Raw genomic sequence first — 23,245 nt, forward strand, 5'->3', positions numbered from 1 at the left:
CTCTTCATGCACAATTTATATTTCCACACTGGCACCCCCACAAATGCAATGCTAAACTACATCGTCTTATGCATATAATAAACTATACAAGCACTCTAGCTTGTAATGTACTAGTATAGTATATCGTTGAAAAACCCCGTCAATTAGTGGTATCGACTATCAAGTATTGCAGAATGCCTAGGTTTAGCTAAGAAGTCAGATTACAAACAAATGTTCTGTTTTTGTGGTTATTTCAATGGAATTTGTGCTATACTATATACTAGATAATGTTCTTTTAGGGATTGGTCGGCTGGCCCTTTTGATAAAAAGGTGGTGAGGCCATTGAGTATTTACGAGGTAATTATGATCATGTTCGCATTTGGCACATTCTTAATTGCGCTACTCACACTCGTAATCAGAATAATCAATAAAAAATAGACCTCCCTATTAACCCGCAAAAGTGTTGATGGGAGAGGTCTATTCTTGGATAGCCGATCCCCTGGGGGAACCGCTTATCTTAGACCACAGTTGCAGCTGTGGTCTTTATAAGTATATGCATATTTATACCTATAGTATACCATATATCTGGGTAGTGAAAAGGAAAAAGGGTTACGTATAGTTATTATTATTTTATTTCAATTCTTTTCGAACATGATAACTGGATATTCTTGTGCCCTTACTTTTTTGCAATCCATTAGGCAAATTACGACACGTTGCGATTGTTTATTTCCTGGGTAATAATTCATATCTAAAATGGGTTGATTGTGATAAAAGTTGGGAGGAATTGACTAAGTAAAGATTTGACCTTTCGTTAAACTTGGTCTTGTTAACTGCTTGTTTTTATGAATTACCTTCACATCTAACTAACCTATTATTGAAGTTGAATTTTTTTAAAAGAATCATTAAAAGTAACAATTATTTTCATCGTAGTAAAACGTTCCAAATTATTGAATCCGTGTCAAAAAATATCTTTCACCACTTTAGATGTGCTATGATTGTAAGATGAGTTTGAGTAAGAAAGGAAGCGTCTTTGTGAATGTAGATAATACAATGTATAGGGATAATGTGAAGCGCGCGTATCGCTTCCTATTAATGTCCGGAATTATAGTGGTGGCCTTTAACTTACGTCCGGCAATTACATCAGTTGGGCCGGTAATTGGAATTATTCGTGATGACATTGGTCTTTCAAATTGGAGTGCAGGATTATTAACAAGTTTACCGTTAATTGCTTTTGCGGTGATGTCACCCCTCGCACCTAAGCTTGGTAATCGTGTTTCAAATGAGCGGGCATTGTTAATTGGACTTATTTTACTTCTGTTCGGGATTGCTGTTCGAACGGTATCATTAGTAGCCCTTCTATTTATTGGAACACTATTTGTTGGACTTGGGATTGCGATCTGTAACGTTCTTTTACCTGGAGTTATTAAGGAAAAATTTCCCGAAAAAGTGGAATTAATGACTGGGATATATTCGACAGCGATGGGTACTTTTGCTGCTACGGCGTCAGGAGTAAGTATTCCGATTGCAAAGGGATTAGGATTAGGGTGGCAAGCTGCATTAATTGTTTGGGCGATCCCAGCGATAATTGGTATCTCCATTTGGATTTATCTTAGTAAGAAAAATAAGTCTAATGATGGCGATGAAAAAGTAAGATATGCAAATACGGATGCTAATCGCATGTGGCGGTCCCCGTTAGCGTGGCAAGTTGCTTTATTTATGGGATTTCAATCTTTCCTATTTTATGTCACGATTTCATGGTTGCCTGAGATTTTACATGATTATGGAGTAAGCATAGGAACGGCTGGGTGGATGTTATCCATGACACAGATTATTGGCTTGCCTTTCAGTTTTCTTGTACCAGTAATTGCGGGAAAACTGAAATCACAATGGGGAATTGTGGTATTTCTGGGAGCAAGTGCTATTAGTGGGTATGTAGGATTACTTCTTGGTGATTCCTTTGTTGTAATGATTATTTGCTCACTTTTGATTGGGATAGCGCTTGGTGGTGTTTTTCCGTTGGCACTGACTTTTCTTGGGATGCGTGCCCGGACTGCTAAGCAAGCAGCTGAATTGTCTGGGATGGCGCAATCGCTTGGTTATTTATTAGCGGCAATAGGACCGATATTTATCGGATATTTATACGATGTAACACACGCATGGACAGTGCCGCTTCTAACTTTGATCGGTGTAGCGCTTATTGTAATTACGTTTGGTTCTTTAGCTGGACGAGACAAATTTGTGCTTGATGACTAAAGAAAACTACAAAAAGCTTTAAATATTGGAAGTGACACAATGCAACAAAGAACATATTCAATACGTGATTTTTACTTTTGGAAAATAACGATATGCTTGGCATTGGCATCGTTTTTTGTTTTTGCTAGTATGTACGCGGTCCAGCCACTCCTGCCTGTTTTCGTTGATGCATTTGGAGTGTCTGTGTCAACGTCAAGTTTGTCTATTTCACTGACGATCATTGGACTAATTGTCGGATTGATTGTACTAGGCTTCTTCTCTGATCGGAATGGCCGGACAGTTTTTATCAAATTTTCATTGCTTGGTTCTGTTATCCCATTCTTATTAATTCCGTTAACCGATTCGTTTATGATTTTGTTGGTATTGCGCTTGCTGCAGGGCTTTGCACTGGCAGGACTCCCTGCAGCATCACTTGCGTATTTAAACGAGGAGGTTGAGAAGCGTAGTGTTGGTGTTGCCACGGCACTTTATATTTCCAGTAATGCGCTAGGAGGCATGATGGGTCGGGTACTTACTGGTTTTATTACGGACCATTATTCATGGGAAACAGCATTTTATTTTTTGGCGGTTGTTGGTCTGGTGATCTTGATTGCCGTATTCATTATGTTACCGAAATCACAAAACTTTGAGCCTAGTAATCAATCATTTTCTCGTGATTTTGAAGCCTTTTTATTTCACTTAAAAAATCCTGCATTATTGCTTGTATTTGGTTTGGGGGTTGTCTTACAGTTCTCGTTTACTGGAATTTGGACGTACCTGCCGTTTCATTTGCAAGCAGATCCATTTTCCTTATCACTTGAGGCTGTTTCGAATATGTTTTTTGCCTATGGATTAGGAGTTGTCGGATCTCCGTTAGCTGGTTGGCTAGCTGGCCGTTTAGGATTACGGCGGGTTCGTATGGCGGGAATTGTGACACTTTCCATTGGTCTCTTTTTAACGTTAGCCCAGTCTGTGATCGTGATCGTAATAGGGTTATGTGTGGCCTGTCTTGGTTTTTTTACTGCGCATTCGCTTACAGCCGCATCAGTTAGCGAACAGGCCACACATCATAAAGGAAGTGCATCAAGTCTGTATCTAGTTGCCTATTATGTTGGTGTCTCGCTCGGTAGTTCAGCGCTCGCGCCGGTATGGAGTCGAACAGGCTGGTCAGGTCTTGTGCTGTTAACGGGGATTCTGCCTGTTGCTTATTTAGTTTTTATAACCATGATGCAAGCCCGCGCTAAAAAAGTAGCCCGAAACTGATCTGGAGGTGTCATTGATTTGCGATTGTTTATAGAGATAATTGGTTGGATTCTGACCGCATTTGGGGCATATTATGTATTTGAGGAAAATACATTAATCGTTCATTATGTTGTTTTGGTTATTGGAGTTATTTTACTTTTAATATCCATTCCATTTAAAAATATAAGAGGAAGAAAACGGTAAATAAAGGAAGAAGCAATGTGCATTGTGGCACTGCTTCTTCCTTTTTCTATTTTGGCTGCTTTCTAAAAGATTGTTGTTAATAAAATGCGACATAGTGTTTTATTGACCAGCGAAGTGTATTTCCGTAGCGGTGTAAGAACACCAATCATCGTCTCAGATAACGTCGCATTTTTTACCAATTAAAAAGTAACATTACGAAAAGAGCCTTTACTGTTTAAACATTTCCGGAACGTGTGTTAAATCAATTCCCCATACTAATGGGAGAAGGAAATAAACGGCTAGTGTTACTAAAATAATGCCAAGGATATTTAATGCAAAACCAGCCTTGGCCATGTCTGGAATCCGTAAATACCCTGAGCCGAAAACAACGGCATTTGGTGGTGTGGCAACCGGTAGCATGAAGGCACATGATGCGGCAACACCTGCTGCAACCATGACTGTATATGGGTGAACACCTAAAGCAATTGCGAGTGATGCCATGATTGGATACATCATGGATGCTGTTGCGGTGTTCGATGTTAGTTCGGTTAAGAAAATAACGAGTCCTGATACAACAAGCAAGACAAGGAAAATGTTTACTCCTTCCAGTGCGCTAAGCTGGTTACCGATCCACTCAGACAGACCTGAATTAACAAAACCTGCTGCAATGGCAAGGCCACCACCAAATAAAAGCAGGATTCCCCATGGTAATTTAACTGCAGTTTCCCAATCAAGCAGGAAGTCTCCCTTTTTGTTTTTCGCCGGAATGATGAATAGGGCAATTCCCGCAGTCATCGCGATAATGGCATCATTAATATTTTCATTCACATATGGTGCAAGTAAAAATGATCGGGTGATCCACGCAAAAGCGGCCAAGATGAAAACGGTAAATACAATTTTTTCTTCATATGAAGCCGCCCCAAGTTTCTTCCTCTCTGATTGAATGACTTCTTTTCCGCCTGGTAATGCTTTCAATTTTAACGGGTGAGCGACTTTAACTAGATAGAACCAGACAATTAAAATGAAGATCCATGCAAGTGGTACACCGAAAAGCATCCAACTTGCAAAGGACATTTCAATACCATATGTTTTTTCAATGGCACCGGCAAGCAATGTATTCGGTGGAGTTCCGATTAATGTTGCGATACCGCCAAGTGAAGCAGAGTACGCGATACCAAGCATGAGTGCTTTGCCGAATCCGAAGTTTTCTTTTGATGTATCGATGGAATCATCATCTTTTAGTGCCTCTGATACTTGATAGATAATCGCCAGGCCAATCGGTACCATCATCATGGCTGTTGCGGTGTTGGAAATCCACATCGATAAAAATCCAGTCGCAACCATGAATCCAAGAATAATTCGATCTGTATTTGTTCCAATAATGGAAATAATGCTAAGTGCGATTCGCTTATGCAGATTCCATTTTTCCATTGCGAGCGCTATCATAAATCCACCCATGAAAAGGAAAATCGTATCATCGCCATATGAAGATGTGGTTGTGTCGATGTCCAATCCTCCTGAAAGCGGAAATAAAATGATTGGCAAAAGCGATGTTGCCGGAATCGGAATTGCCTCGGTCATCCACCAAACGGCAATCCAGATCGTACTTGCCAAGATGGCTTGCCCTTCTGTTGATAAGCCCTCAGGTGAAAAAAATACTAGCGTTAATAAAAATAAGATAGGTCCTAAAAATAGTCCAATTAATTGTGCGGGCTTATAATTACGATCATTTTTTCCACTTCCACCACTGCCAGATTCGGCGGTGTTTTTTTTGCCTCCCGAGGTAGCGTTGGATGTATTAGTTCTGACAAAAAAGCTTAATAACTCTTTTGCCTGGTCATGCTTGTCCCATAACCAATTCCAGGTTGTTGAAAACATGCTAATTCTCCTTTGCTGTTGCAAGTTTATCTAATTCTACTAATTAATTTCACAATATAGTGAGGTTTAGAGATTCGCCACCTATCATTTGGTGACTTTTTAACCTCTAATAGAATTAAATCTATTATACAAATTTTATGAAGGTACAACAAGGAAAAAATGTAGGCGCTTTCAAAAGGGCTTTTGTATTATTTAGTCGGAACATTTGCTGGAATTATGCTACAATTCTAGTAATAGAATATATTTCGGAGGCGTCATCTATGGATTTTGTGATAAAGCCTGTTGGAGATAATGCGATAATCGTTCAGTTTGCAGAAAATGTTTCACCAAAATTAAACGCGAAAATTAAAGCATTTTGCCGGGAAATAGACAACACATTAACAGAGTATCTAATGGAATTGGTGCCGGCTTTTGATTCGGTGACCATCTATTATCATGTTCATCGGATTACATATAAAGAAATCTGCGAAAGAGTCTTGAGAGTAGCATCAAATATACAGCTTGATGTAGGAGTTTCATCCCAGCTCGTCCATGTTCCAGTTTTATATGGGGCTGAATATGGTCCTGACCTAGAACGTGTGGCAAAATTTAATCAATTATCCGTTGAAGATGTCATTGAGATTCACCAAAATAATGACTATCTTGTCTATATGCTAGGATTTTTACCAGGCTTTCCTTATCTTGGTGGAATGGATCGTAAAATTGCTACACCACGGCTGGATCAACCACGTCAATCGGTATTTGCTGGTGCAGTTGGTATTGCCCATGAACAGACGGGAGTTTACCCTATGGCATCTCCTGGTGGCTGGAATATTATTGGGAAAACGCCATTAACTTTATTTGATCAAGTTAATCAGGAATTTTTGTTGCAGGCTGGTAATTATGTCCGGTTTTATGAAGTGTCACAGGAAGCTTTTGCGGAAATTGAAAAGGAAGTAGCTGCTGGAACGTTTGATGTGAAGATTTCGGAAAAATAACAAGGAGGGGGATTTAACTTGGAAATTGACTTGAATTGTGACATGGGCGAAAGTTTTGGTCCTTATACAATCGGTGCCGATGCAGAGTTGATGAACTATATTACGTCTGCGAACATTGCCTGTGGGGCGCATGCAGGGGATCCGAATGTGATGGATCGGACTGTCAGATTGGCAAAAAAACATGGCGTGGGAGTTGGCGCCCATCCTGGATTTCCTGATCTAGCAGGATTTGGTCGGCGGATGATAGATTTCTCCCCTGATGAAATCTATCGAATGGTTGTCTATCAAATTGGTGGGTTGCAAGCCTTCTGCACCATTCATGATGTGAAAATTCAGCATGTGAAGCCACATGGGGCACTTTATAATCTAGCAGCACGAGATAGAGAGACAGCGGATGTCATTGCCAAGGCAGTCTATGATGTTGATTCCACATTACTACTATATGGATTAGCTGGAGGTGAACTGTTAACAGCTGGTCGGGAGCTTGGACTCCGCGTTGTATCAGAAGTTTTTGCTGATCGAACGTATCAACATGATGGCCGTTTGACACCGCGAAGGGAATCTGGTGCGTTGGTTGACAATGTTGGCGATGCAGTCGCACAGGTAGAGAAAATGGTACATGATGGTGTGGTTGAGGCGGTTAATGGAGATTTTGTTGAAATCACGGCTGATACTGTGTGTGTGCACGGTGATGGGGGGAATGCCGTAACATATGCCAAAAAACTGCGCCGATCACTGGAAGATAGTGGAATCACAGTTCGCGCTATTGGTAAATGAATTAAGTGTTGGGAGTAGTATCTAAAAACTTCATATCAAGCAACTGTTAAAACGGGGGAAAACGTCATGCCAAGTAAGGAAATTTTTAAAATACATAAACCAGGTGTGCTGACAACATTTCAAGATATGGGACGCACAGGGTATCAGCGTTTCGGAGTTCCAGTTTCTGGTGCAATGGACACATTTGCGCTCCAAATAGCCAATATCCTTATCGGAAATCCATGCGATGAAGCATGTTTGGAAGTTACTTTAATCGGACCGGAATTAGAGGCATGTCAGCAGCTTACGTTAGCAATTACCGGTGCAGATTTACAGCCCGTGGTAAATGGTAGCTCAGTTCCCATGTGGAAATCATTTCATATGGAAAAAGGAGATTGTCTGACATTTGGCAGGCATCAGTCGGGCGTTCGTGCCTATATTGCCGTTGCGGGAGGCTTTGATGCACCGATTTTCTTTGAAAGCAAATCAACAGATGGCAATAGTGGATTCGGGAAGATGCTTAAAAAGGATGAAACTATCCATGGATACGATACCATAAGTCGTCCAGGAATCGGGTTAGCCAATCATTCGATTCCGATGTACAAAAAGTCGATAGATGTTGCTGTTATTGAGGGTCCACACTCGGATTGTTTTGCTGAACAGGACCGAGAGGCTTTTTTCCAAACATCGTATACAGTTGGTGCTAATTCAAATCGAATGGGCTACCGTCTACAGGCTGAAAATGCGGAAGTTGAACCGTTGGGCGAAATTTGGTCCGATGCTACTCCATTTGGCGGTATCCAGATCCCACCTAATAGGCAACCGATTATCTTGATGGCCGATCGTCAAACGACAGGCGGTTACCCCCGAATTGGCACGGTCATCTCTAGTGATTTACCAAAAATCGCTCAGCTTCCTCCACGGGGAACAATTCGCTTTCATTCGATCTCAGTTGCTGAAGCTCAACAGCGAGCAATAGAAATGGAATCCTTTTTATTTTGTTTGGACAAATTTCGCCATGGGTTAGGAGAATGAAGCGATGATCACAGACGAACAAGATGTCATTCAAGTGATAAAAGAAGATCCTTGGATGATGGAAGCTTTACATATGGTGCAATCATTAAAGTTGCCTGACTGGTGGATTTGTGCAGGATTTATTCGCTCAAAAATTTGGGATGTGTTGCATGAGTATAGGCAAAGAACTGCTATTCAAGATGTTGATGTAATTTACTTTGACAAGGAAAATAGTAACGAAGCCGAAGAAAAACAATGGGAAAATGTTTTAAAAAAGGCCAACCCTATCTATCCATGGTCCGTGAAAAACGAGGCCCGCATGCATTTAGTTAATCGTATTCCGCCGTACAAATCGTCTGAGGACGCAATCGCCAAGTTCCCAGAAACGGCAACCTCATTAGGGGTTAAACTGGATGAAGAAGATAACATCACCTTAACCGCGCCACATGGGATAAGTGACGTTGCTAACATGCATGTAAAACCAACGCCATCTTTTCAAGAACATCCAGAGCTAATGACAATCTATTATCAACGCACAAACAAGAAGAATTGGCAGTTCAACTGGCCGAAAGTAACAATTGAAACCTGATTTAGCTTTCTAGCGGATGAGAACATCGGCGCGAGGGAGAAAACATCGTCCCGAGAGCTAGAACATCGTCCGAAAAGCGAAACATCGGCGCGAGAGCAGAAACATCGTCCCGAGAGCGAGAACATCGGCGCGAGAGCAGAAACATCGTCCCGAGAGCAGAAACATCGTCCTGAGAGCGAGAACATCGGCGCGAGGGAGAAAACATCGTCCCGAAAGCAAGAACATCGTCCCAAGCGTGGAAACATCATCCGAAGAGTGGCTGCATATAAACATAAGGAGTGATCTATTTGAAAAAGTTATTACTAACAGGATTTGAACCTTTTTTGGAGTTCCCAATTAATCCAACAGCAGATATTGCAAAAGAGTTAGATGGCACGAAAATTAATGATTACGAGATTACAAGTGAAATTTTGACGGTTGATTTTCATCAATCAGGGACAGCAATGATCGAAAAAATTAAAGAGCATGATCCAGATGCCGTAATTGCGTTAGGGCTTGCTGGTGGTCGGCATTGTGTTACACCTGAACGGGTGGCGATTAACTGTAATGATGGTCCAAAAGATAATCGTGGGTATGAGCCTAAGGGTGAGCGGATTTTTGCAGAAGGCCCCGATGCTTATTTTTCGACATTGCCGATATATGAAATGATTCAGTCCATGAAGGAAGCTGGACTTCCAGCAAAAATATCTAACACGGCTGGCACATATTTATGCAATAATGTCATGTATCATGCCATACATTATTATAGTGTAAACAACTTGGATCGTAAGGCGGGGTTTATTCATGTTCCAGCTTCACACGCACTTGCTTTAGAAAAAAGTCTACCAAGCTGGTCGCATGAAGATCTGGTAAAAGCAATAAGAATTGCCATTACGTGTTTGAATTAGTAAACTTAAAAAATAGTTGGAAAAGGTGAGCTGAATGGGTAATCATCCCAAAATTGATGTGCCGGCTAGTAAGTGGGAGAAATTGTTCAATTTACTATCAGTAATACTGCTTGTAAGCTCTATTGTATATGTTGTGCAAGCGTATGCTAGTTTACCAGAGACGATACCGACGCATTTCAATGCCAAAGGTGAAGCGAATGGCTGGGGAAACAAAGCAATTATTTTTCTAATGCCTGGTATTGCTACCTTTGTCTGCTTTTTGCCAATGTATTTTCTGAGTAAAGCACCACACATCTTCAATTATACGGTAAAGGTTACGGAGGAAAATGCACCGCGTTTGTATCCAAAAGCACGTTTATTTATGACTGTAGTTAATTTTGAGACCGTAGCAATTTTAACTTATATAGCTTGGGAAATGGTGCAATCAGCAAGAGCTGTTCCCACATTAGGAGTATGGTTTACCTTCGTTGTGGTAGCAGTTCCATTAATTACTATTATTGTGTTTATGATCCAGATGAACCGGCTGAAGTGAGTGTAATAGCTTTTCAAAAATTCTCCCTCAACATTCCGATTGATTCGTCACCTGAAATAGCTTAAAATAGTCTAATCGAGAATGTACAGAAGGTGAGATGAGGGGTGTGCCTAAGTTTATTTGGGTGCTAGTAATTGCGACGACTGTCAATGTTACGGGGGCTTCATTTTTGTGGCCGTTGAATACGATTTATATGCATAATGAACTCGGTAAAAGTTTGGCTTTTGCCGGGGTTATTTTAATGTTTAACCAAGCTGCGTCTATTGCTGGTAATTTAATTGGCGGGATGTTATTTGATAAATTCAGTGCGTATAAAACGATTCTCTATGGGACAGGTTTAGCGATGAGTTCAGCGGTTTTTCTATCGTTTAATCATAGCATTTTACCGTATTCCATTTTACTCGTTTTGATTGGTTTTGGTACTGGAATTACTTGGCCGGTGATGTTTGCAATGGCAGGTTCGGTATGGCCTAATGGTGGACGACGGGCATTTAATGCGATTTATGTGGCACAGAATTTAGGTGTTGCCCTTGGCGCGACGATCGGTGGTTACGTGGCGAACGTATCATTTAATTATATATTTATTGCGAATGCCTCGTTATTTGCGGTGTTTTTTATCATTGTACTTGTTGCATTTAAAGAGATGGATAATAAGCGTGATCCGCAAATGAATACTACAATCATTGAACAGAGTGGAAAAATTAAAAATAAGTCAGCATTTATCGCGTTAATTATTTTGTGTGGGGGACTTTTTGTAGCGTGGATTGCGTACAGTCAGTGGCAGTCAACAATTGCATCCCATACACAAGACATAGGCATTCCACTGGACTTATATAGTACATTGTGGGCGATTAATGGTTTCCTAATTGTGCTTGGTCAGCCATTGGTGAAATGGGTTACAACTAAAATTACGTCACAAAAAAAACACATTTATATTGGTAACTCCATTTTATTTATTTCGTTTTTGATTGCAATGTTTGCAGAGGAATTTACGATGTTTGCAGTTGCAATGGTTATTTTGACAGTGGGAGAAATGCTAATGTGGCCAGCAGTTCCAACGATTGCCAGTGAGCTTGCACCAAAAGGTCGAGCAGGTTTTTACCAAGGTTTTGTAAATAGTGTAGCTGCAGCGGGTCGAATGATTGGACCAGTGTTTGGCGGATTGATTGTTGATTTATTTAATATTCAATTGTTATTTTTTGTACTACTTTTTCTTTTGTTCATTCCGTATTTAACAACCTATTTATACGATCGGGGTGTTCGAGAGACAGAAGCAGGATAAATAATGCGAGCAGGAGTGTGTAAATAATGGAAAAAAAGCATGAAATTAAATTAGTGGCCTTAGATATGGATGGGACGTTACTAACGAGTGAACACGAAATCACCGATTCAACACGTCAGGTGATTAAGAGGGCGTTAGCCAATGATGTGCACGTGGTGTTAAGTACCGGGCGTTGGCTTGGTTCGTGCAAACCATTTGCCGATTCACTAAATTTGCCGTCCTATTTGGTAACCGTTAATGGTGGAGAAATATGGACTGTACATAACGAGTTGCTTGAGCGTCACTTAATTGATACAAAATTGATGGAAATGATGTGGGAATTAGGAGTAGAAAATGAGCTGACTAGTTGGATGGTTTCCACTGATAATGTATGGTATGATACTCGTCCGGAAAACTTTTATGATCATGAGTGGCTTAAAATTGGCTTTGATTCTCATGATAAAGCGAAACTAGACAACCTTGTAAAGAAGCTTTCCTATCATGAGGAATTAGAGTTAACCAATTCAATGGCAACAAATGTGGAGGTTAATCCGATTGGTGTTAATAAGGCAAATGCGCTTGCCTCTGTTTGTGAACGGATTGGTATCACAATGGACAATGTAATGGCTGTTGGCGATAGTTTAAATGATATTAAGATGATCCAACAGGCTGGAATTGGTGTTGCCATGGGGAATGCACAGGATGCGGTTAAACAAGCTGCCTATTTTGTGACGGATACAAACAATCAAGATGGTGTTGCACAAGCGATTGAACGATTTGTGCTATAAAAGATTGAAGTGGATTTTCGGGATAGATATCAGAAAATCCACTGTTTGTATAAAATTATCATTTTTGGTAAATCCTTAAAAATGATGGTCATTTTTTTGGAGGATTTATTTAATCTTATCTGGAATGGTTGTCTACCCTTTCTTTGTGTGCCGGAAAGGAGTATAATAGTAGGAGTACCATGAAAGGGGTTGCTATCATGTCATTTTCACGTGGACCAAAAGAACCGGTTCAGGAAGTGGAAACAAACGTCTGGTCTTGTACAAGTGATGATTGTCAAGGTTGGATGCGTGAGTCGTACAGCTTTAATGAAGAGCCAGAATGTCCATTATGCCATTCTAAAATGAATCAGGAAGTTCGCATGCTTCCCGAATTGAAGTAATGAATGGATGATTAGCTGAAGCTTTTTCTTAAAGGTTTATAAATGAAAGCAAGCTCTTTTTTTTATGTTCATATATATTTTGTTTGAGATGTCTGATTTGGCATCTTTTTTATATATCGAAAAGGATTAGCTTCAGCAGCTAAAAAACAAACTCTATTAAATAGGGTTTGTTTTTTTATGAAGGGTCTTCTCATAATGTTTGTTGCTTTTTTTATTTCGTAGTTGATATATAATGCGACGTAACTACAAAATTGCTATTACGCCGTTCCGGAAATACACTACGCTTTCCGCGGGCGGCTGCTGAGCCTCCTCGAGCTGCCGCTCTGCGGGGTCTCACCTAGGCCTTTCCTCCCGCTGGAGTCTACGTGTATTTCCTCTCACTGGTATTGCATTTACTAACATTAGCTGTAGTGGAAAGTGTTCTATAAGTATCCTACCACTTCACTAGTCCGGGTGAGTGGAGGGTAGTGACTCCTCGAAAAAGAAAAGCATTTTTTCTTCGTGCGATGCATCGCTGACGAAGCCTTCCTTGTCCTGCGGGAACAGTACGTGTCCGAAGACTCCGCAGAGTGGTTTTCTCGGGGATGCTGACGCGGAAAGCATCCACCCGGAGCGATCCCGGACGGCGGGTTATAGAAAAAGATCCCAGCAGTTACATCGCATTTTATATTTATTGTGTAACAAAGCAACAATCCTTTAGAAAACAGTTTTTATAAAAGTTACTCGCTAGATATTATTAAATTGTTGGAATAATTCTAAAAAAATTGGTATAATCTTAAGTAGATAGTTATTCAGCATGGTTTTCTATCAATCTCTTTTGTAAGCGTTGTCAAAACATATAAGGAGGAATGAAGCAATGAGATATGCTAATCCGAATACAGAGGATGCCAAGGTACATTTTAAGGAACGGTATGATAATTTTATAGGTGGAGAGTACAGGGCACCTGCAAGTGGTAAGTATTTTGAAAATGTGAGTCCTGTTACTGGCAAAGTGTTTTGTGAGATTGCTAGATCGAATAAAGAAGATGTGGAGGCTGCTGTGGAAGCCGCCTATGCAGCAAAAGATGCGTGGGGAAAAACATCTGTAGCAGAACGGGCTAATATTTTAAACAAAATTGCAGATCGAATTGAAGAAAATATGGAAATGCTTGCAGTAGCGGAAACGTGGGATAACGGAAAGGCTGTACGGGAACCACTTGCTGCCGATTTACCATTGGCAGCCGACCATTTTCGCTATTTTGCCGGGGCAATCCGCGCACAAGAAGGCGGTATCAGCCAGATTGATAATGATACAGTTGCTTATCATTTCCATGAGCCACTCGGCGTTGTTGGACAAATCATACCTTGGAACTTCCCACTTTTAATGGCAACATGGAAACTAGCACCAGCGCTTGCTGCAGGAAACTGTGTTGTCTTAAAACCTGCTGAACAAACACCTGCATCGATTCATGTATTGCTAGACGTGATAAAAGACTTATTGCCGGCAGGTGTAGTAAATGTTGTCAATGGTTTCGGGGTAGAAGCAGGGAAGCCATTAGCAACGAACAGCCGCATCTCCAAAGTGGCCTTCACTGGTGAAACAACAACCGGACGTTTAATTATGCAATATGCATCTGAAAATATCATTCCGGTGACACTTGAGCTTGGCGGAAAATCACCAAATATTTTCTTTGAAGATGTCATGGATGAAGATGACGGATTTTTGGACAAAGCGATCGAAGGACTTGTCATGTTTGCACTGAATCAAGGGGAAGTTTGTACATGCCCATCGCGGGCACTTGTGCATGAATCGATTTACGACAAATTTATGGAGCGTGCTGTTGAACGGGTAAACCAAATTAAAATTGGTCATCCTTTAGACACAGAAACAATGATGGGGGCTCAAGCATCACAAGAACAAATGGAAAAAATTAAATCGTATTTGGATATTGGAAATCAAGAAGGTGCAGAACTCGTTGTTGGTGGTAATGTGAATCAACTAGCCGATGATGATTTAGCTGAAGGTTACTATATTGAGCCGACCATATTTAAAGGTGATAATAAAATGCGGATTTTCCAAGAGGAGATTTTTGGTCCAGTTCTATCTGTTGCAACGTTTAAAGATAAAGAAGAAGCAATGGAAATCGCCAATGACACATTGTACGGTTTAGGTGCTGGTGTGTGGACGCGTAATATTAATACAGCATATCGCTTTGGGCGTGGCATTGAAGCTGGACGTGTCTGGACAAATTGTTACCATCAATATCCAGCACACGCTGCATTCGGTGGTTATAAGAAATCAGGAATCGGCCGGGAAAATCATTTAATGATGCTTGACCACTATCAACAAACGAAAAACTTGTTAATAAGTTATAGTGAAGGTCCAGCTGGGCTTTTCTAAATAAGTAACGCTTTGTTTTACAGGGGGAGGTGGGTGATTTGATGGGTCACCCACCTATTTTTAACATTGCTGAAGAAGGGGTGTGAAAAATGGTTGAACGTGTAACGGTAACCGATGAGGCGCTGACATTAATTAATACACTAAAAGAAATGCACGGACCGTTGATGTTTCACCAGTCTGGAGGTTGCTGCGATGGGAGTTCACCAATGTGTTATCCACGAGATGAATTTAGAGTTGGTGAATCCGATATTTTACTAGGTGAGATTGGTGATACACCATTTTATATGTCCAAGGATCAATACGAATACTGGCAACATACCCAGCTGATCATTGATGCAGTAGATGGTCGCGGTGGAATGTTTTCATTAGAAGGTCCTGAGGGGAAGCGATTTTTGACGAGGTCGAGAGTGTTTACTGAGGAAGAGCGAGCAGAATTAACGTAAAGTGGTGATGAGCCGTGCGGGGAAAGTTCTCTGCATGGCTTTTTTGTGTAAACAAACATTTAATGGTGGAACAGTTTCTTTTAAATATGGGATTATGGGAGTGTATCACGTTTATCAATTATGTTGTTTTCGAAATGATTGATATTAGCTATGATTGATATTAGCTAGAATCATAGAATTACATAATAAAGCTCACAAGGTTCACAATTTCCTATTCATGCATAAATTAATAAAGAAGTAATTAAATTAAAAGGATGTGTTTTCCTTTGTCTCAAAAAGAATATTATTATGTTTATGGTCATACAGCGTCTGGATTACAAGATTTTTTGCCGTCCAACATAACGAACGTGAAACATGTTTTTGTTTTAAATCATCCATCGCTGAAAATTAAGACTGCAATAATAAAGCAATTTATTAATCACTATGAAAACCATGCAATTCTGGAAATTATAAAAAGTGTTCATGGTGAGGACTACTTAGATGGTGTGATTGTGCGCGACGAGTCTGTTGCAATCATAGCAGAGCCCAATTCAAAAATTGATAACGTCGTACATGTAGATTTAAAAAAATATTATGAAGTGAAAAATATTGATGATCGTCTTTTAGGCAAAGAAAGGTCAGAGATCGAATCAGCCTATAAAAACTTTGCTACTGGTTTAAAAGTCCATGACAAACTAGAAGAAATTTACATCAACCAAATGGATTTTAACCGTGCCGATCAACTTGCATTTGAATTTATCAATGATCTTCTTCAATCCCAGCCAAAACGAGAAAAGGAAGGATACATCTACCGCCGTCTTTTTGGTACAAATACATCTGATGGCGTTGTAAATGTTGTCCCAGAGATTATTGAAACGATTGCTAATGTATATTTTATTAAAGGTCGTGCAGGAACAGGAAAGTCAATTTTTATGAAAAAAATTGCAAAGGCATGTATAGATCGCGGTTTGGATGTTGAATTGTATCACTGTAGTTTTGATCCAAATAGTATTGATATGGTACTTGTTCGGGAGCTTGATTTTTGTATATTTGACAGCACTGATCCGCATGAATTTTTTCCACAACGAGACGGCGATCAAATTATTGACTTATACGAGGAACTGGTTGCGCCTGGAACGGATGAGAAGTATGCGGAGCAAATTAACAAAACGAATAGCACCTATAAATCGTACATGAAAAAGGGAATTGAAAATTTAAAGAAGGCGGGGAGCTACCGGGAGCATATGGAGTCAGCATATACACAACCAGATAAAAACGAGTTGTATAAAATTGTAGATAATATTGTTATGGAGCTTCACTAATACATTAATGCCAGCTATTTAAGTAGCTGGCATTTGTTGAAACGAGTTAAAATTAATTATTTCCAAGTTTTACCCTTGCAATCCATTTTAAAATCTTGTAAAATTAGTTAACTGAAAATTATGAGTATAATTAAAATTAGGGGTTGGTTGGATGGTCACTGTTAAAATGCTGAAGCCTTACTATATAAAAGCAGATGACGATTATGTACGGGTGATTTTGGCGTACCAGTATTTCGCAATCGTTGTTCATGATCAACTTTATCATTTTGTTCCAATTGAGGCAAAAGAAATTCGGATAAATCGTAGAACCCAAAAAGTAGATAATATTGAGGACAAATTTGCATTCCAAAAAGGCAAGGACATCATCCACATTGCTATGACTGAACTAATATCCCTTCCTGATTTCTTGATTCAGCTTCGTAAAATTGCACAACCGTATTATCATAAAGAATTTAAAAGTAAAAAGGCATCCAAAAATGAAATCGCTATCATAATTGATGAATTGGAACAGGATAATGTAAAACGATTAATTGACAAAGCACTTGATGAACGAAATGAACAGGCATTTTATTCACTGGTAAAATGGTTATAATCAACGGGGCAGAGGCATTCTAACACAGAGTGTCTCTGTTTTTTAAAAAATGTGGTTTACTTCTTTTTAATATGGGGTACTGTAATTGTAACATTTTTCACGCATTTCAAAAAGGAGTTTGATGAATATATGGTAACTGTAAAAGAATTGAAACCGTATCATATTAAAGTTGATGCAGATTATGTCCGTGTGATTTTAGCATATAACTATTTTGCTGTATGTGTTGATGAAGAAGAATATGAATTTGTTCCTGTTAAGGCAAAGGAAATTAAGGTTGACCGCAGAACAAAACGCATCAAAAATATGGAGGATACATTTGCCTTTCAAAAAGGGAAAAACATTATTCATTTTGCAATGGCTGATCTAATATATCTTCCGGAATTCCTGATTCAACTGCACACCATTGCTGGTCCATATTATATAAAGGACGAAAATAAAACTACAATTGACACAACCATGGATAACCAAGCAATTATGGATGAATTAGAACAGCAAAATATAAAAAGGTTGATTGATAAAGCGTTAGATGAGAAGGATGAAGAAGCATTTTATTCATTGGTTAAATTACTTTAAAGCAAATCCTTAGTGGATTTGTTTTTTACTTTATGCATAAAATTTTATAGGATTAATAGAAAAAAATACCCGATTTGATTTGTAAAAATGATAGTTCTGTTTAAACTAATGGTTATATGCCGGTTGTGAAAGTTCACTTAACCTCCTATTCTGATTTCGATAATATTCTTTCTGATGAAAATAATTTGTGATAGTATTGAAAAAATTAAAGTAAGGTGCATTAGCAGAGATTTTTTTATTTTTATATGATAAACAGTTTACAACATCTAAAGAGTAGGCACTTTATTTTATTCAACTAGAAACGCTTAAGGAAGGTGCTACAATGGCAAAAGGGAAAACGAGTAATACGAATTTCAAACCATACGTTTCTGCTTCTGAAAAACGGCCCGAATTTACGATTACTGCAATGATTATCGGTGCTGTCTTGGCAATTGTCTTCGGTGCAGCCAACGCGTATTTAGGTCTCATCGTGGGGATGACCGTTTCTGCATCGATTCCAGCAGCAGTTATTTCGATGGCAATTTTACGGGTTATTATGAAACGGACGTCTATTTTAGAAAACAATATTGTACAAACCATTACTTCAACCGGAGAGTCACTAGCTGCGGGTGTTATTTTTACTTTACCAGCATTGTTTATATGGCAGTTGCAGCCTAGTTTGACAACAATTGCAATTATCGCCTTAGCGGGTGGGATTTTAGGTGTTGTATTGATGATTCCATTGCGGCGGGCATTAATCGTCAATGAGCATGATACACTGCCATATCCAGAAGGTACGGCATGTGCTGAAGTGCTTGTTGCTGGTGAAGAAGGTGGAAAAGGGGCAAAATTAATTTTTGGCGGACTCGGAATTGGTGCACTATTTAAATTTCTAACAGATGCAGTCAAAGCTTTTCCATCTGAGATCGAATGGGAAATTTATAAATTCAAAAATGCAGCGATTGGAATGGATATTCTTCCTTCATTGTTAGGGGTTGGATTTATCATTGGTCCGCGTATTGCAGCATTTATGCTTGCAGGCGGTGTACTTGGCTGGCTAGGTATTATTCCTTTAATCAGTTATATCGGTGATTTTGCCAATACGGCTATATACCCTGCTGAAGTACCGATCAGTGAAATGAATTTCCATGACATTTGGGGAAATTACTTACGCTACATTGGTGCTGGTGCTGTAGCATTTGGTGGTATTGTTGGTCTTGTTAAAACATTGCCGACAGTTGCTTCTTCATTTACTGGGGCTATTAAAGGTTATAAAGACGCCAATGATACGGAAGATTTACGAACGGATAAAGATATTCCAATGTCAGCTATCGTTATTTTAACAATTGTGTTTATTGGGGTTTTAATTTTCTTCCCACATATTGAAATTGGTATAATTGGGGCGATCTTGTTACTTATTTTTGGATTTTTCTTCGTAACAGTTTCATCACGAATTGTTGGAATTGTTGGGAGCTCATCAAATCCTGTTTCCGGACTGACGATTGGAGCACTTATTTTTATTTCCCTTATTTTGAGTGTTGTTGGTCAAAGTGGACAGGCTGGGATGGTCACGTCAATTATCATAGGTGCTGTCGTTTGTATTGCCGCAGCAATTGCTGGGGATACTTCACAGGATTTAAAAACCGGTTATATTGTGGGTTCAACACCGAAGTGGCAGCAAATTGCTCAACTATATGGGGTGCTCATTACAAGTATCGTAATCGGATTTATTTTGGTTTTGCTAGATAATGCATATGGATTTGGTTCTTCTGAGTTGCCAGCACCACAGGCAGTCTTGATGTCGATGATCGTTGAAGGAATTATGCATGGAGATTTACCTTGGAACTTAATTTTTATTGGTATGGCGATTGCAGCAGTGGTTGAATTATTTGGGATTGGCTCCTTGCCATTTGCAGTTGGACTTTACCTTCCAATTCATTTAACAACACCGATTATGCTAGGTGGTGTTATCCGTGGCATCATTACACGCCGTACGAAAAACAAAGAAGCCTTGAAGGAAAAAAGTGAACGTGGCATCCTACTTTCATCTGGTTACATTGCTGGTGAGGCACTGATGGGAGTGATTGTCGCACTGGTTGTGACAGCGGGTGTGACATTACCGACTGATACGATCTTTGGGCCGATTGCCTCGATTATCGCAATGGCGGCTGTTACCTTGTATCTGTACTATATAGTAAGTAAACGAACAGGTGAATAGGAAAATAAAGAGTCATCTCTTATAAATAGGGATGGCTTTTTTGATGGTTTAAAATATTAATGAATAGTCAGATATGATATAATTTTCCTTATTATTACTTTTCGAAATAGGGGGAAATCATCATGAAGGTAGACAGCCTATATAATCCATATCCATCTCAACGCATGACGACGTATAGTAAAAATGGGATGGTAGCAACGTCACAGCCACTTGCTGCAGAAGCTGGCCGTGATATATTGAAAAAGGGCGGAAATGCAGTGGATGCGGCAATTGCGACAGCTGCGTGTTTAACCGTAGTAGAGCCAACGTCAAACGGAATTGGCGGCGATGCATTTGCAATTGTTTGGATGAAAGATAAATTATACGGGATAAATGGAAGCGGTCCATCGCCGAAATCCATTTCAATTGATGCTGTAAAAGATCTTGGATATGAGGAAATCCCGACACATGGGTTTATACCGGTTACCGTTCCTGGTGTACCAGCAACATGGGCGGCATTGTCCGATCGCTTTGGAAAATTACCTTTAAGGGAAGCGCTGCAACCGGCAATTGATCATGCGCGAAATGGGTTTGCAATCACACCGGTTTTGGGGAAATACTGGCAAAAGGCGTATGACATTTTTAGTGAGCACTTAACTAGTGAAGAATATGTATACTGGTTTGAAACATTTGCTAAAAATGGAGTACCACAAATAGGAGATGTATGGACATCAGAAGACCATGCCCGTACACTTGAAGAAATTGGCGATACGAATGCAAAGTCCTTTTATCATGGTGCTTTAGCTGAAAAAATTGCTGCATTTTCTAAAAAATATAATGGTTTTTTAACGGCAAAAGACTTAGCAAACTTTCAGGTGGAATGGGTGGATCCCATAGCCGTTCATTATCATGGCTATGACGTCTGGGAAATTCCGCCAAATGGGCAAGGAATAGCAGCACTAATGGCGTTAAATATTGCCAAAGGATTTGATTTTACCGAAAAAGAAACCGTTGATACATATCATAAACAAATCGAGGCAATAAAATTAGCATTTGCTGATGGTTTTAAACATATTACAGAGGAAAAAAGCATGCATGTGGCGACTGAGGATCTATTAAATGAGGCCTATACTGATGCGAGACGTAAGCTTATTGGCGATAAGGCATTACAACCAGAAGCAGGCGAACCCCCTCGTGGTGGAACTGTTTATTTGGCTACAGCAGATGGTGATGGAAATATGGTATCATTCATTCAGAGCAACTATATGGGATTTGGTTCTGGACTTGTTGTGCCAGGGACAGGCATTGCTTTACAAAACCGAGGTAAAAATTTTTCTATGGAACCTACCCACGTGAACAAGTTAGCGGGTGGAAAGAAGGCATTCAACACAATTATTCCCGGATTTTTAACGAAGGCTAACAAAGCAGTGGGGCCATTTGGTGTAATGGGCGGCTACATGCAGCCACAGGGGCATCTGCAGGTTGTGATGAATACAGTCGATTTTGGTCTAAATCCACAAGCGGCATTGGATGCACCAAGATGGCAATGGACAAATGACAAAAACATTATCGTTGAACCTGGATTTCCCTTACATATTGCTCAAGCATTGGCAAGAAAAGGCCATGTCGTAAAATACGCTAGCGACAATGGTGGCTTTGGACGGGGCCAGATTATTTGGCGAAACCCAGAAACCGGTGTGTTAATGGGCGGGACAGAAAGCAGGACAGACGGAAGTATTGCTGTATTTTAGATTGGGACATGGGGACAGGTTTGTTGTCCCACTTGAATTTGAGGCAGAATATGGGGAGGCGTGTGGGACAAGAAACCTGTCCCCGTGTCCCTGCTTAATCATATTATAAACTAGAAAGGGGCATTCCTTTTGCAGCAACAATGGAACTTATTTATAGCTTTTTTTCGAGTGGGTATGCTCGGCTATGGTGGAGGGCCGGGATCCATTCCGTTAATACATAAAGAAGTAGTTGATAAATATAAATGGATGAGCGGTGAGGAGTTTGGCGATTTATTAGCATTAGCAAATACGCTTCCCGGCCCGATCGCAACAAAATTAGCAGGCTATATTGGACATCGGGTTGCGGGTTTTTGGGGTATGCTTAATGGTGTTATTGCCTCGATTTTACCGACAATTGTTCTGATGATTGTGCTGCTTTCATCGTTATCGAGTATTAAAGATGTCTCATGGGTTGAGGGGATGACGGCAGCGGTTATTCCAGTAGTTGCGATGATGCTGGCTGTACTCACCTGGCAATTTTTCGATAAAGCAAGAAGAGGTATGGGGTGGACGAACACTCTGATCATGACGGCAATTTTATTTATACTGTATTATGTTGTCCATGTACATCCAGGTATTTTAATTGGAGCTCTTCTGCTTATTGCCTTATTCAAAAAGGACAAAACTTCTGCAAATAAAGAAGGTAGTCCATCATGAAGTACTGGCACATATTTTTAGCATTTTTTATTCCTGGCATCCTTGGTTATGGTGGTGGCCCTGCCTCGATTCCGCTTGTTGAAAATGAAGTTGTCCGCCGTTATGGTTGGATGACAGTTCAGGAATTCAGTGAAATGTTGGCACTTGCTAATTCACTTCCCGGGCCAATTGCCACAAAATTAGCAGGGTACATTGGTTATGCAGAAGGGGGAATCCTCGGATCGGCTATTGGAGTGTTTGCCGCGGTCGCCCCGTCACTTATCATAATGATTTTACTGCTTGGTGTCTTATATAAATACAAAGATTCACCAAAAGTAAAACGCCTAACACTGTACGTACGCCCGGTAATTGCTATTTTACTTGGTGTAATGGCATGGCGATTTTTCCAAACATCATACGTAGGGATAGGTTTGTGGCAAGTGTTGTTGATTACCGTGTCAAGTTACTTGCTGATTGAACGAATGAAAGTGCATCCGGCATTTGTAATTGGTATCACACTCGTGTATGGCGCGTTCTTTTTATAACGGTATTGCATGGCGCCGGGCGTCAATCCGATTTTAGAGGATTGACGTCCAAAACATCGGCGCGAGAACCAAAACATCGGCGCGAGAACCAAAACATCGGCGCGAGAACCA

At 40.0% G+C, this 23,245-nt stretch carries 23 protein-coding genes; 22 read left to right on the plus strand and 1 reads right to left on the minus strand.

Annotated elements, in window-relative coordinates:
- Nucleotides 1-312 precede the first annotated feature (312 nt).
- The 4 genes from ACW2QC_RS04895 (at nucleotide 313) to ACW2QC_RS04910 (ending at nucleotide 3,657) form a co-directional block, all read left to right on the plus strand.
- On the plus strand, nucleotides 313-417 hold the full coding sequence (locus ACW2QC_RS04895) for a putative holin-like toxin (protein ID WP_457542856.1): 105 nt from the start codon (nucleotides 313-315) through the stop codon (nucleotides 415-417).
- A gap of 594 nt (nucleotides 418-1,011) precedes the next feature.
- Nucleotides 1,012-2,232 carry a CynX/NimT family MFS transporter gene (locus ACW2QC_RS04900; RefSeq protein WP_457542857.1) on the plus strand — a complete coding sequence of 407 codons (1,221 nt, stop codon included), beginning with the start codon at nucleotides 1,012-1,014 and terminating at the stop codon, nucleotides 2,230-2,232.
- A 39-nt stretch (nucleotides 2,233-2,271) separates the two neighbouring features.
- A complete protein-coding gene (locus ACW2QC_RS04905; RefSeq protein WP_457542858.1) occupies nucleotides 2,272-3,474 on the plus strand; it encodes an MFS transporter in 1,203 nt (400 codons plus the stop codon).
- An 18-nt stretch (nucleotides 3,475-3,492) separates the two neighbouring features.
- The gene (locus tag ACW2QC_RS04910) at nucleotides 3,493-3,657 is read left to right on the plus strand and encodes a hypothetical protein (protein ID WP_457542859.1); all 165 of its coding nucleotides are present in this window, start codon (nucleotides 3,493-3,495) and stop codon (nucleotides 3,655-3,657) included.
- A gap of 207 nt (nucleotides 3,658-3,864) precedes the next feature.
- On the opposite strand, the gene ACW2QC_RS04915 is transcribed toward ACW2QC_RS04910, so the two are convergent.
- The gene (locus ACW2QC_RS04915; protein WP_457542860.1) at nucleotides 3,865-5,514 is read right to left on the minus strand and encodes an SLC13 family permease; all 1,650 of its coding nucleotides are present in this window, start codon (nucleotides 5,512-5,514) and stop codon (nucleotides 3,865-3,867) included.
- Between the two features lie 260 nt (nucleotides 5,515-5,774).
- Between ACW2QC_RS04915 and pxpB the strand changes: the two genes are divergently transcribed.
- From pxpB to ACW2QC_RS05005, 18 genes are all read left to right on the plus strand, one after another.
- On the plus strand, nucleotides 5,775-6,491 hold the full coding sequence (pxpB, locus tag ACW2QC_RS04920) for a 5-oxoprolinase subunit PxpB (RefSeq protein ID WP_457542861.1): 717 nt from the start codon (nucleotides 5,775-5,777) through the stop codon (nucleotides 6,489-6,491).
- Between the two features lie 18 nt (nucleotides 6,492-6,509).
- Nucleotides 6,510-7,268 carry a LamB/YcsF family protein gene (locus tag ACW2QC_RS04925; RefSeq protein ID WP_457542862.1) on the plus strand — a complete coding sequence of 253 codons (759 nt, stop codon included), beginning with the start codon at nucleotides 6,510-6,512 and terminating at the stop codon, nucleotides 7,266-7,268.
- A gap of 66 nt (nucleotides 7,269-7,334) precedes the next feature.
- Nucleotides 7,335-8,282: a 5-oxoprolinase subunit C family protein gene (locus tag ACW2QC_RS04930; protein WP_457542863.1), complete on the plus strand. Its 948-nt coding sequence runs from the start codon at nucleotides 7,335-7,337 to the stop codon at nucleotides 8,280-8,282.
- Nucleotides 8,283-8,286: 4 nt separating this feature from the next.
- Nucleotides 8,287-8,850 (plus strand): nucleotidyltransferase family protein, encoded by a 564-nt coding sequence (locus tag ACW2QC_RS04935; RefSeq protein WP_457542864.1) that lies wholly within the window; start codon nucleotides 8,287-8,289, stop codon nucleotides 8,848-8,850.
- Between the two features lie 287 nt (nucleotides 8,851-9,137).
- The gene (pcp, locus tag ACW2QC_RS04940) at nucleotides 9,138-9,737 is read left to right on the plus strand and encodes a pyroglutamyl-peptidase I (RefSeq protein WP_457542865.1); all 600 of its coding nucleotides are present in this window, start codon (nucleotides 9,138-9,140) and stop codon (nucleotides 9,735-9,737) included.
- A gap of 34 nt (nucleotides 9,738-9,771) precedes the next feature.
- Complete coding sequence (locus tag ACW2QC_RS04945; protein WP_457542866.1) at nucleotides 9,772-10,269, plus strand: DUF1648 domain-containing protein; 498 nt, start codon at nucleotides 9,772-9,774, stop codon at nucleotides 10,267-10,269.
- A 106-nt stretch (nucleotides 10,270-10,375) separates the two neighbouring features.
- Entirely contained in the window at nucleotides 10,376-11,551 is a 1,176-nt protein-coding gene (locus tag ACW2QC_RS04950) for an MDR family MFS transporter (protein WP_457542867.1), read from the plus strand.
- 26 nt (nucleotides 11,552-11,577) lie between these two features.
- On the plus strand, nucleotides 11,578-12,318 hold the full coding sequence (locus ACW2QC_RS04955) for a Cof-type HAD-IIB family hydrolase (RefSeq protein ID WP_457542868.1): 741 nt from the start codon (nucleotides 11,578-11,580) through the stop codon (nucleotides 12,316-12,318).
- 197 nt (nucleotides 12,319-12,515) lie between these two features.
- Nucleotides 12,516-12,698, plus strand: coding sequence for a cold-shock protein (locus ACW2QC_RS04960; RefSeq protein WP_457542869.1), 183 nt, complete (start codon nucleotides 12,516-12,518; stop codon nucleotides 12,696-12,698).
- Nucleotides 12,699-13,554: 856 nt separating this feature from the next.
- Complete coding sequence (gene exaC, locus ACW2QC_RS04965) at nucleotides 13,555-15,078, plus strand: acetaldehyde dehydrogenase ExaC (protein WP_457542870.1); 1,524 nt, start codon at nucleotides 13,555-13,557, stop codon at nucleotides 15,076-15,078.
- Between the two features lie 89 nt (nucleotides 15,079-15,167).
- Entirely contained in the window at nucleotides 15,168-15,521 is a 354-nt protein-coding gene (locus ACW2QC_RS04970) for a DUF779 domain-containing protein (RefSeq protein ID WP_457542871.1), read from the plus strand.
- 266 nt (nucleotides 15,522-15,787) lie between these two features.
- Nucleotides 15,788-16,822, plus strand: a complete 1,035-nt coding sequence (locus ACW2QC_RS04975; RefSeq protein WP_457542872.1) for a hypothetical protein — start codon at nucleotides 15,788-15,790, stop codon at nucleotides 16,820-16,822.
- Nucleotides 16,823-16,973: 151 nt separating this feature from the next.
- Nucleotides 16,974-17,414, plus strand: a complete 441-nt coding sequence (locus ACW2QC_RS04980) for an IDEAL domain-containing protein (RefSeq protein ID WP_457542873.1) — start codon at nucleotides 16,974-16,976, stop codon at nucleotides 17,412-17,414.
- A 129-nt stretch (nucleotides 17,415-17,543) separates the two neighbouring features.
- Nucleotides 17,544-17,987: an IDEAL domain-containing protein gene (locus ACW2QC_RS04985; RefSeq protein ID WP_457542874.1), complete on the plus strand. Its 444-nt coding sequence runs from the start codon at nucleotides 17,544-17,546 to the stop codon at nucleotides 17,985-17,987.
- A 322-nt stretch (nucleotides 17,988-18,309) separates the two neighbouring features.
- Nucleotides 18,310-20,184, plus strand: coding sequence for an OPT family oligopeptide transporter (locus ACW2QC_RS04990; RefSeq protein WP_457542875.1), 1,875 nt, complete (start codon nucleotides 18,310-18,312; stop codon nucleotides 20,182-20,184).
- 122 nt (nucleotides 20,185-20,306) lie between these two features.
- Complete coding sequence (locus ACW2QC_RS04995; RefSeq protein ID WP_457542876.1) at nucleotides 20,307-21,914, plus strand: gamma-glutamyltransferase family protein; 1,608 nt, start codon at nucleotides 20,307-20,309, stop codon at nucleotides 21,912-21,914.
- A 129-nt stretch (nucleotides 21,915-22,043) separates the two neighbouring features.
- Nucleotides 22,044-22,610, plus strand: a complete 567-nt coding sequence (locus tag ACW2QC_RS05000; RefSeq protein ID WP_457542877.1) for a chromate transporter — start codon at nucleotides 22,044-22,046, stop codon at nucleotides 22,608-22,610.
- Nucleotides 22,607-23,134: a chromate transporter gene (locus ACW2QC_RS05005; RefSeq protein WP_457542878.1), complete on the plus strand. Its 528-nt coding sequence runs from the start codon at nucleotides 22,607-22,609 to the stop codon at nucleotides 23,132-23,134. The genes ACW2QC_RS05000 and ACW2QC_RS05005 overlap by 4 nt, the downstream gene beginning before the upstream one ends.
- Nucleotides 23,135-23,245 lie beyond the last annotated feature (111 nt).

This window comes from Virgibacillus sp. FSP13 (assembly GCF_054048505.1).

Coding starts and splice junctions, on each gene's coding strand:
- ACW2QC_RS04905 (WP_457542858.1), top strand. CDS start 2,272: ATGCAACAAAGAACATATTCAATACGTGATTTTTACTTTTGGAAAATA.
- ACW2QC_RS04915 (WP_457542860.1), bottom strand. CDS start 5,514: ATGTTTTCAACAACCTGGAATTGGTTATGGGACAAGCATGACCAGGCA.
- pxpB (WP_457542861.1), top strand. CDS start 5,775: ATGGATTTTGTGATAAAGCCTGTTGGAGATAATGCGATAATCGTTCAG.
- ACW2QC_RS04930 (WP_457542863.1), top strand. CDS start 7,335: ATGCCAAGTAAGGAAATTTTTAAAATACATAAACCAGGTGTGCTGACA.
- ACW2QC_RS04935 (WP_457542864.1), top strand. CDS start 8,287: ATGATCACAGACGAACAAGATGTCATTCAAGTGATAAAAGAAGATCCT.
- ACW2QC_RS04945 (WP_457542866.1), top strand. CDS start 9,772: ATGGGTAATCATCCCAAAATTGATGTGCCGGCTAGTAAGTGGGAGAAA.
- ACW2QC_RS04955 (WP_457542868.1), top strand. CDS start 11,578: ATGGAAAAAAAGCATGAAATTAAATTAGTGGCCTTAGATATGGATGGG.
- ACW2QC_RS04960 (WP_457542869.1), top strand. CDS start 12,516: ATGTCATTTTCACGTGGACCAAAAGAACCGGTTCAGGAAGTGGAAACA.
- exaC (WP_457542870.1), top strand. CDS start 13,555: ATGAGATATGCTAATCCGAATACAGAGGATGCCAAGGTACATTTTAAG.
- ACW2QC_RS04970 (WP_457542871.1), top strand. CDS start 15,168: ATGGTTGAACGTGTAACGGTAACCGATGAGGCGCTGACATTAATTAAT.
- ACW2QC_RS04980 (WP_457542873.1), top strand. CDS start 16,974: ATGGTCACTGTTAAAATGCTGAAGCCTTACTATATAAAAGCAGATGAC.
- ACW2QC_RS04985 (WP_457542874.1), top strand. CDS start 17,544: ATGGTAACTGTAAAAGAATTGAAACCGTATCATATTAAAGTTGATGCA.
- ACW2QC_RS04990 (WP_457542875.1), top strand. CDS start 18,310: ATGGCAAAAGGGAAAACGAGTAATACGAATTTCAAACCATACGTTTCT.
- ACW2QC_RS04995 (WP_457542876.1), top strand. CDS start 20,307: ATGAAGGTAGACAGCCTATATAATCCATATCCATCTCAACGCATGACG.
- ACW2QC_RS05005 (WP_457542878.1), top strand. CDS start 22,607: ATGAAGTACTGGCACATATTTTTAGCATTTTTTATTCCTGGCATCCTT.